At 76.4% G+C, this 6,155-nt stretch carries 7 protein-coding genes; 4 read left to right on the top strand and 3 right to left on the bottom strand.

Annotation, left to right across the window (positions count from 1 at the left end):
- Nucleotides 1-789, top strand: a 789-nt coding sequence (locus ICW40_RS11520; protein ID WP_221654071.1) for a LysR substrate-binding domain-containing protein, incomplete at its 5' end; no start/stop codon positions are given.
- On the opposite strand, the gene ICW40_RS11515 is transcribed toward ICW40_RS11520, so the two are convergent.
- Entirely contained in the window at nt 773-1,708 is a 936-nt protein-coding gene (locus tag ICW40_RS11515; protein WP_221654069.1) for a quinone oxidoreductase family protein, read from the bottom strand. The genes ICW40_RS11520 and ICW40_RS11515 overlap by 17 nt on opposite strands.
- Nucleotides 1,709-1,793: 85 nt before the next feature.
- Nucleotides 1,794-3,014, bottom strand: a complete 1,221-nt coding sequence (locus tag ICW40_RS11510) for an aminoglycoside phosphotransferase family protein (RefSeq protein ID WP_221654067.1) — start codon at nt 3,012-3,014, stop codon at nt 1,794-1,796.
- Nucleotides 3,015-3,183: 169 nt separating this feature from the next.
- On the opposite strand from ICW40_RS11510, the gene ICW40_RS11505 reads away from it, so the two are divergent.
- Both ICW40_RS11505 and ICW40_RS11500 read left to right on the top strand, forming a co-directional pair.
- Complete coding sequence (locus ICW40_RS11505; protein ID WP_221654065.1) at nt 3,184-3,720, top strand: hypothetical protein; 537 nt, start codon at nt 3,184-3,186, stop codon at nt 3,718-3,720.
- A gap of 59 nt (nt 3,721-3,779) precedes the next feature.
- Nucleotides 3,780-4,217 carry a VOC family protein gene (locus tag ICW40_RS11500; protein WP_221654063.1) on the top strand — a complete coding sequence of 146 codons (438 nt, stop codon included), beginning with the start codon at nt 3,780-3,782 and terminating at the stop codon, nt 4,215-4,217.
- Nucleotides 4,218-4,253: 36 nt separating this feature from the next.
- Here the strand turns inward: ICW40_RS11500 and ICW40_RS11495 are convergent, their stop codons facing one another.
- Nucleotides 4,254-5,603, bottom strand: a complete 1,350-nt coding sequence (locus ICW40_RS11495; RefSeq protein WP_221654061.1) for a D-arabinono-1,4-lactone oxidase — start codon at nt 5,601-5,603, stop codon at nt 4,254-4,256.
- A 48-nt stretch (nt 5,604-5,651) separates the two neighbouring features.
- On the opposite strand from ICW40_RS11495, the gene ICW40_RS11490 reads away from it, so the two are divergent.
- A partial coding sequence (locus ICW40_RS11490; protein ID WP_221654073.1) for an alanine racemase occupies nt 5,652-6,155 on the top strand: 504 nt, incomplete at its 3' end.

Below are 6,155 nucleotides of genomic sequence, written 5' to 3'. Positions count from 1 at the left end.
GGCGTCACGCTCGTCGAGCGCGTCGGCCGGGGCGTCCGGCTCACGCCCGTCGGGCGCGAGCTGGCCGACCGCGCGCTCGACGTCGCCGTCGCGCTCGCCCGCGCGGAGGCGGCGTGCGAGGCGTACCTCGAGCGGCCGACCGGGCACGTGCGCGTCGCGGCGTTCCAGAGCGGCGCGGCGCTGCTCTTCCCCGGCCTCCTCACGCGCCTGGCCGACCCGGGTGGCGTGACCGTGGAGCTCTCGGACGAGGACGTCGCGCAGAGCGACTTCCCGGCGCTCACGGCGGAGCACGACGTCGTCGTCGGTCACCGCCCGGACGGCCCCGACGGCACGTCCGGGGACTGGGGGCGCGACGTCGTCGTCGTACCGCTGCTGCGCGAGCCGCTCGACGTCGCGCTGCCGCCCGGCCACCGGCTGGCCGGCCGCGCCGCGGTGACCCCGGCGGACCTCGCGGACGAGCCGTGGGTCGCGGTCCGCGAGGGGTTCCCGGTCGCGGCCGTGCTGGACGCCGTCGCGCGGCAGGCGGGCTCGCCGGCGCGCGTCGTGCACCGGATCAACGACTTCCGGGTGGTCGAGGGCCTGGTCGCGGCGGGGCACGGCGTCTCGCTGCTGCCGCGCTTCTCGACCGACCACCGCGGGGGCACGCGCTTCGCGCTCGTGCCGCTCGCGGGGGTGCGGGCCGCGCGGCGCGTCGACGCGCTCGTGCGCCCGGACCGGGCCGAACGGCGCGTGGTGCGCCGTGTGCTCGACGCGCTCCGTGAGGAGGCCGCCGTCAGGGCAGCAGGATGATCTTGCCGTCGACCGTGCCGCCCCGTCCCACGCGGTGGGCGCGGGCGGCGTCGGCCAGGTGGAAGGTCGCACCGATGCGGACGTCGAGGTGGTGCAGGTCCCACTGCCGCAGCAGCTCCGCCCGGGCGCGGCGACGCACCTCGGTGCCGGGATCGGATCCCGCGCCGGCGCCGAGGAGCTTGATCCCCGTGCCGGTCGCGTGCGCGTGGCCCGCGACGGTCGCGATCCGCTGCCGGTCCGGCACGAGGGCGAGCGACGTCTCGATCGCCTCCGCCGTGCCCACGCAGTCGATCGCGGCCGTGATGCCGTGGGGCGCCGCGCGACGGACGCGGTCCTCGAGCCCGGGCCCGTAGGCGAGCGGCACGGCCTTGAGGTCCTCGAGGTGCTCGTGGTTCGCCGGGCTCGCGGTGCCCAGGACGCGGGCGCCGCGGGCGTGCGCGAGCTGGACGACGGCGGACCCGACGCCGCCGGACGCGCCGTGGACGAGCACCGTGTCGCCGGCGCCGACGTGGGTGGCGGTGAGCGCGTGGAAGGCCGTGACGCCCGTGACCATGAGGCCGGCCGCCTTCTCCCAGCTGCGGCCCGCGGGTTTGGGCAGGACCGACGTCGCGCGGACCAGCAGGCGGTCGGCGTACGCGCCGGTGACCGGGTAGGCGATGACCTCGTCGCCCGGCGTGATGCCTTCGACGTCCTCGCCGACGGCCGCGACGACGCCGGCCACCTCGTGACCGAGGCGTAGCGGGAGGCGGTCGGGGTCGGTGCCCCACACGCCGGAGTACTGCTTCCAGTCCGACGGGTTGACGCCGATCGCCCGGACGTCGAGCAGCACCTGCCCGGGACCGGGCGGACCGACCTGGACGTCGACGACCTGCAGGACCTCGGGGCCCCCGTACGCCTTCGCCACCACCGCGCGTGCCATTCCTCGATCATCGCCCCCTGGCGCGGGCGGGTCCAGCCTCCGCCCGCGCGCACCGGCCTGCGCGGGCCCGCGTAGGCCGGAGCGGTCAGTGGGCCTCCGCGGCGACGGTGAGCCAGCGGGCCGGGTCCTGGGCGTGGTAGACCCGCTCGCTCGGCTCGATCGCCCCGAGGAACGCGTCGTAGATCACCGCCTGCCGCAGCGCCGTGACGGGCGCGAGCAGCGTCGCGGCGGCGGACGGGTCGCACCCCGGCACCCGCGCGCGCCAGAGCGCGTCCCAGTGGTCGGCGACGGCGGCCCGGTCGGCGGCCGGCAGGCGCTCGAAGAACGCCGCGCGGTCGAGCAGCGGATGGCCGACCCCGCAGTCGCCCCAGTCGAGCAGCACGAGGTGGGAGCCGTCGCCGCGCAGGTTGCCGGGGTGGAAGTCGCCGTGGACGAGGCTGTCCGGAACCCCGCACGCCTCGATCGCGCGGAACCGCTCGGGCAGTCCCTGGACGAGCCGCTCGCACGCCTGGCGCGTCGCCCGGTCCAGCTGCGCGGCGGTGCGTCCGATCGTCGCGGCGGCGCTCTCCGCGAGCGCACCCGGCCGCCAGTCCGGCGCCCCGAGGCCCAGGAGCTCGTCCGTGCGCTCGACCCAGCGCGCCTGCAGGTCGACCAGGAGCGAGACCATCCGCAGCAGCACCGGCCCGGTCGCGCCGTAGAGGTCCTCACCCGCCACCTCGTCGAGCAGCACCCGAGGACCGGAGGTGGCCAGGAGGGGCGGCACGACGGCGGGGTCCAGGCGGGCCAGGACCGCACCCTCGTGGGCGAAGAACGGCGGCACGACCTTGAGCCATGCGGCGCCCTCGGCCGTCGGCAGCCGCCACAGGCTCGACAGGTTCCAGGTCCGCACCTGCCGAGGTGGGCCGGTCCGGGGGCGCCCGAGGTCGGCGAGGGCGGCGTCCGCCCAGGCGAGGTCCGCGGACGGTCCGCCCGGTGCGGCGTAGGGGAGCCGGAGGGGGTGCGGGTCGAGCGGCGTCGTCCAGGCCGTGAGCCGGGGATGCGGGTCGCGGCCCTCCGCGTCCCGGACCTCCGCGAGGTACGTCACCGGACCGCCGACGGCGTCCGGGGACCCGCCGGCGATCAGGCGGAGCACCGTGACGTCGACGCCGTGGTGTGCGCGGGCGCCGTCGACGACCGACGCCGCCTCGTTCCACCACGGCACGGCGACGGGGAACGGCGGCAGCGCGCCGAGCACGACGCCGTCCGGCCGGCACAGCACGAGCGTCACGACGCGGGGTGGTGGGTCGGCCGGTGCGGACGCCGTCATGTGCTCACGGTCCCACGGCGCCGGCTCCGGCGGTCGCGCTCCAGCACGGGCCCCTGGAGCGCGGGCGCGAGGCACTGTCGGACGGCGCCCGTGACTGCCACACTCGGGTGCAGTGCACGGGCATCCGAAGGGTGTGCCTCACCCGCCTCGTTCGAGAAGGGATCCGCGCATGCACCGACGACCAGGACGAGCACTCGCGGCTGCCGGCGTGGTGATGCTGGGTCTGCTCGCGCCGACCACCACCGCCGCCGCGGCCCCTTCCCACGGGCCCGAGGCGTCGAGGGGTGGGGTGTCGAGCGCCGCGGGCGAGTTCGTGGCCTCGGTCGACTTCACATCGCTGCGGACCCGCGACATCGGTGGCGCCGCGTGCGAGTTCACCGTCGACGGCAGCCTCACGTTCTCGGGTGCCCTGGAAGGCGTCGCCGTCGGCACGACGACAGCGCTGATCTTCGCTCCGTGTGCTGAGGCCCTGGCCAGCCCTCCTGGGACCTACGTCGACGTCTTCGCCTTCGACGGGCGCTTCACGGGCGAGGTGGGGGACCAGCCCGCGAGCGGGCCGCTCCGCTATGCCGGTGTGACGCGCGTCGGCGGCGGGATCGATGCGCTCATCACACTCAGGGGACGCGACGCGCAGGCCGTCCTGCGTGCCGACGCCCAGGTCGCCGTCGGCGGCACCTACGAAGGTCTCAGCAGGGCCCGAGGCTGAGCGCGGCAGCGTCCGGCGGGGGCTCAACGGATCGCCCGTGGCTCGGTAGCGTGCGACGCATGCCCATCACGCTCGAGAACGTCGGCATCGCGGTCCGCGACCTCGACGCGACGATCGCCTTCTTCACCGACCTCGGGCTGACGCTCCTCGGCCGGGACACGGTCAGCGGCGAGTGGGCCGACACGGCCGTCGGCCTCGACGGCAACCACGCCAGGATCGCGATGCTCCAGACGCCTGACGGGACGGGACGGCTCGAGCTCTTCGAGTACCTCCACCCTGACGCGATCGAGACGGAGCCGACCCGGCCGAACGAGATCGGCATGCACCGCGTCGCGTTCTCGGTCGACGACCTCGACGAGGCCCTCGCGATCGCCGCGCTGCACGGGTGCCACCCGCTGCGCGGCGTCGCCACCTACGAGGACGTCTACCGGCTCACCTACGTCCGCGGCCCCAGCGGCATCCTCGTCATGCTCGCGCAGGACCTGACGAAGGGCTGACCGCCGCGCCCGTGCCGGGTCCGCGCCGACGGCGGCTCAGCCGACGGGGCCCAGGACGCGGTCGGTGTAGTCGTTGCGGAACATTCCGGTCGGGTCGTGCTCGGCGCGGACGGCGCGGAAGTCCTCGAACCGCGGGTAGAGGCCGGCGAGGCGCTCGGCGTCGAGGCCGTGGAGCTTGCCCCAGTGCGGCCGGCCGTCGACCTGCGCGACGATCGCCTCGACCGCATCGAAGTACCGCTCGTGCGGCATGCGGTGGTACTGGTGCACCGCGACGTAGGCGGACTCGCGCCGGTGCGCCGTCGAGAGCCAGACGTCGTCGGCTGCGGTGAAGCGCACCTCGACGGGGAACGGCACGGGCTCTCGCGTCCGGCGCAGCCACGCGTCGATCTCGCCGACCACGTCGCGCAGGGCGGCCCGGGGCACCGCGTACTCCATCTCGCGGAAGACGACGCGGCGGCGCGTGACGAAGACGTCCGCCGACGGCGCGCAGTAGGTGCGGTCCGTGAGGGCCCGGGCGGCGACCGCGTTGAGCGCGGGCACGGCGCGCGGCACGGCCGCGGCGACGCGGTTGGTCAGCTCGAACGCGCCGTTCTGCAGCACCTCGTCCTCGAGGCGCCGCCGGACGGCGAGCGACGGCCCGGAACCCGGCTCGGCCCGGTGGTTGCGCTTGACCAGCGCCCGGTGGGTGAACGGGAACCAGTAGAGGTCGACGTGGTCCGTCGTCGCGACCCAGCCGTCCGGCCCCTCGAGCCGGTCGAGCACGTCGGCGAGGTCGTGCACCTCCTCGCGCGCCCGCAGGGTGAAGGCGGGGACGACGCGCAGCGTGAGGGCGACGAGGATGCCGACGGTCCCGAGCCCGAGCCGCGCGGCCTGGAACAGCGCGGGGTCGCGCCCGGCGTCGGCCTCGCGCACCGTCCCGTCCGAGCCGACCACCCGCACGCCGACCACCTGGGTCGCGAGCCCCCCGAGGCGGGCGCCGGTCCCGTGCGTCCCGGTGGAGACTGCGCCGGCAACGGACTGCCGGTCGATGTCGCCGAGGTTCTCCATGGCGAGGCCGCGGGCGGCGAGCTCGCGGTTGAGGGCGTGCAGCCGGGTGCCGGCGCCGACGGTGACCAGCGCGCCGCCGCCCGGCTGCGGCTCGACGCCCTCGACGCCCGCGAGGCGGTCCAGGTCGAGCAGCACGCCGTCCGTCACGGCCGCCGCCGTGAACGAGTGGCCGCCGCCCACCGCGCGGACCCGCAGTCCCTCGCGCGCGGCCCAGCGCACGACGCGCACGACGTCGGCCGTGTCGCGGGGCCGCAGGTGGTGCTGCGCGTGCGACGTGGCCGTGCCCGACCAGTTGCGCCACGTCGCGGCACCGCGGGCGCGTCCGGCCGTCGTCGTCATGTGCGGTGACTACCGGCGCCGGGTCGTCACCGTCAAGATGGCGTCGTGATGATCACCCTCGACCGCCTCGACGCGACGGCACACCTGCCCGCGCCCCTCGCGGTCGTGGACCTCACGGCCTTCGAGGCCAACGCGGCCGAGCTGCTGCGGCGGGCGTCCGGCCGCCCGGTGCGGCTCGCGACCAAGTCGGTGCGGGTGCCGGCGCTCGTCGAGCGGGCGGTCGCCGCGGGCTTCACGGGGCTGATGGCGTACTCGCTGCGTGAGGCGCTGTGGTGGGTGCGGCGGGGGGCGACGGACGTCCTCGTCGGCTACCCGAGCGTCGACGCAGGAGCCCTCGCCGAGCTCGGCGCCGACCCTGCGGCGCGCGCCGCGATCACGCTCATGGTCGACGACGTCGCGCACCTCGACCTGGTCGACCGGCACGCGCGGTCGGGCGCCACGGCCGGGGTGCCGCTCCTCGTCTGCCTCGACGTCGACGCGTCGCTGCGGGTCGGACCCGGCCTGCCCTCGGCGCGGCGCGCGCACCTCGGCGTGCGCCGGTCGCCCCTGCGC

Source organism: Actinotalea ferrariae (genome assembly GCF_019733465.1).
GTDB classification, from domain to species: Bacteria; Actinomycetota; Actinomycetes; order Actinomycetales; family Cellulomonadaceae; genus Actinotalea; species Actinotalea ferrariae_A.
The sequence above is the reverse complement of the archived record's forward strand: the minus strand, read 5'-3'. Positions and strand labels throughout refer to the sequence as shown.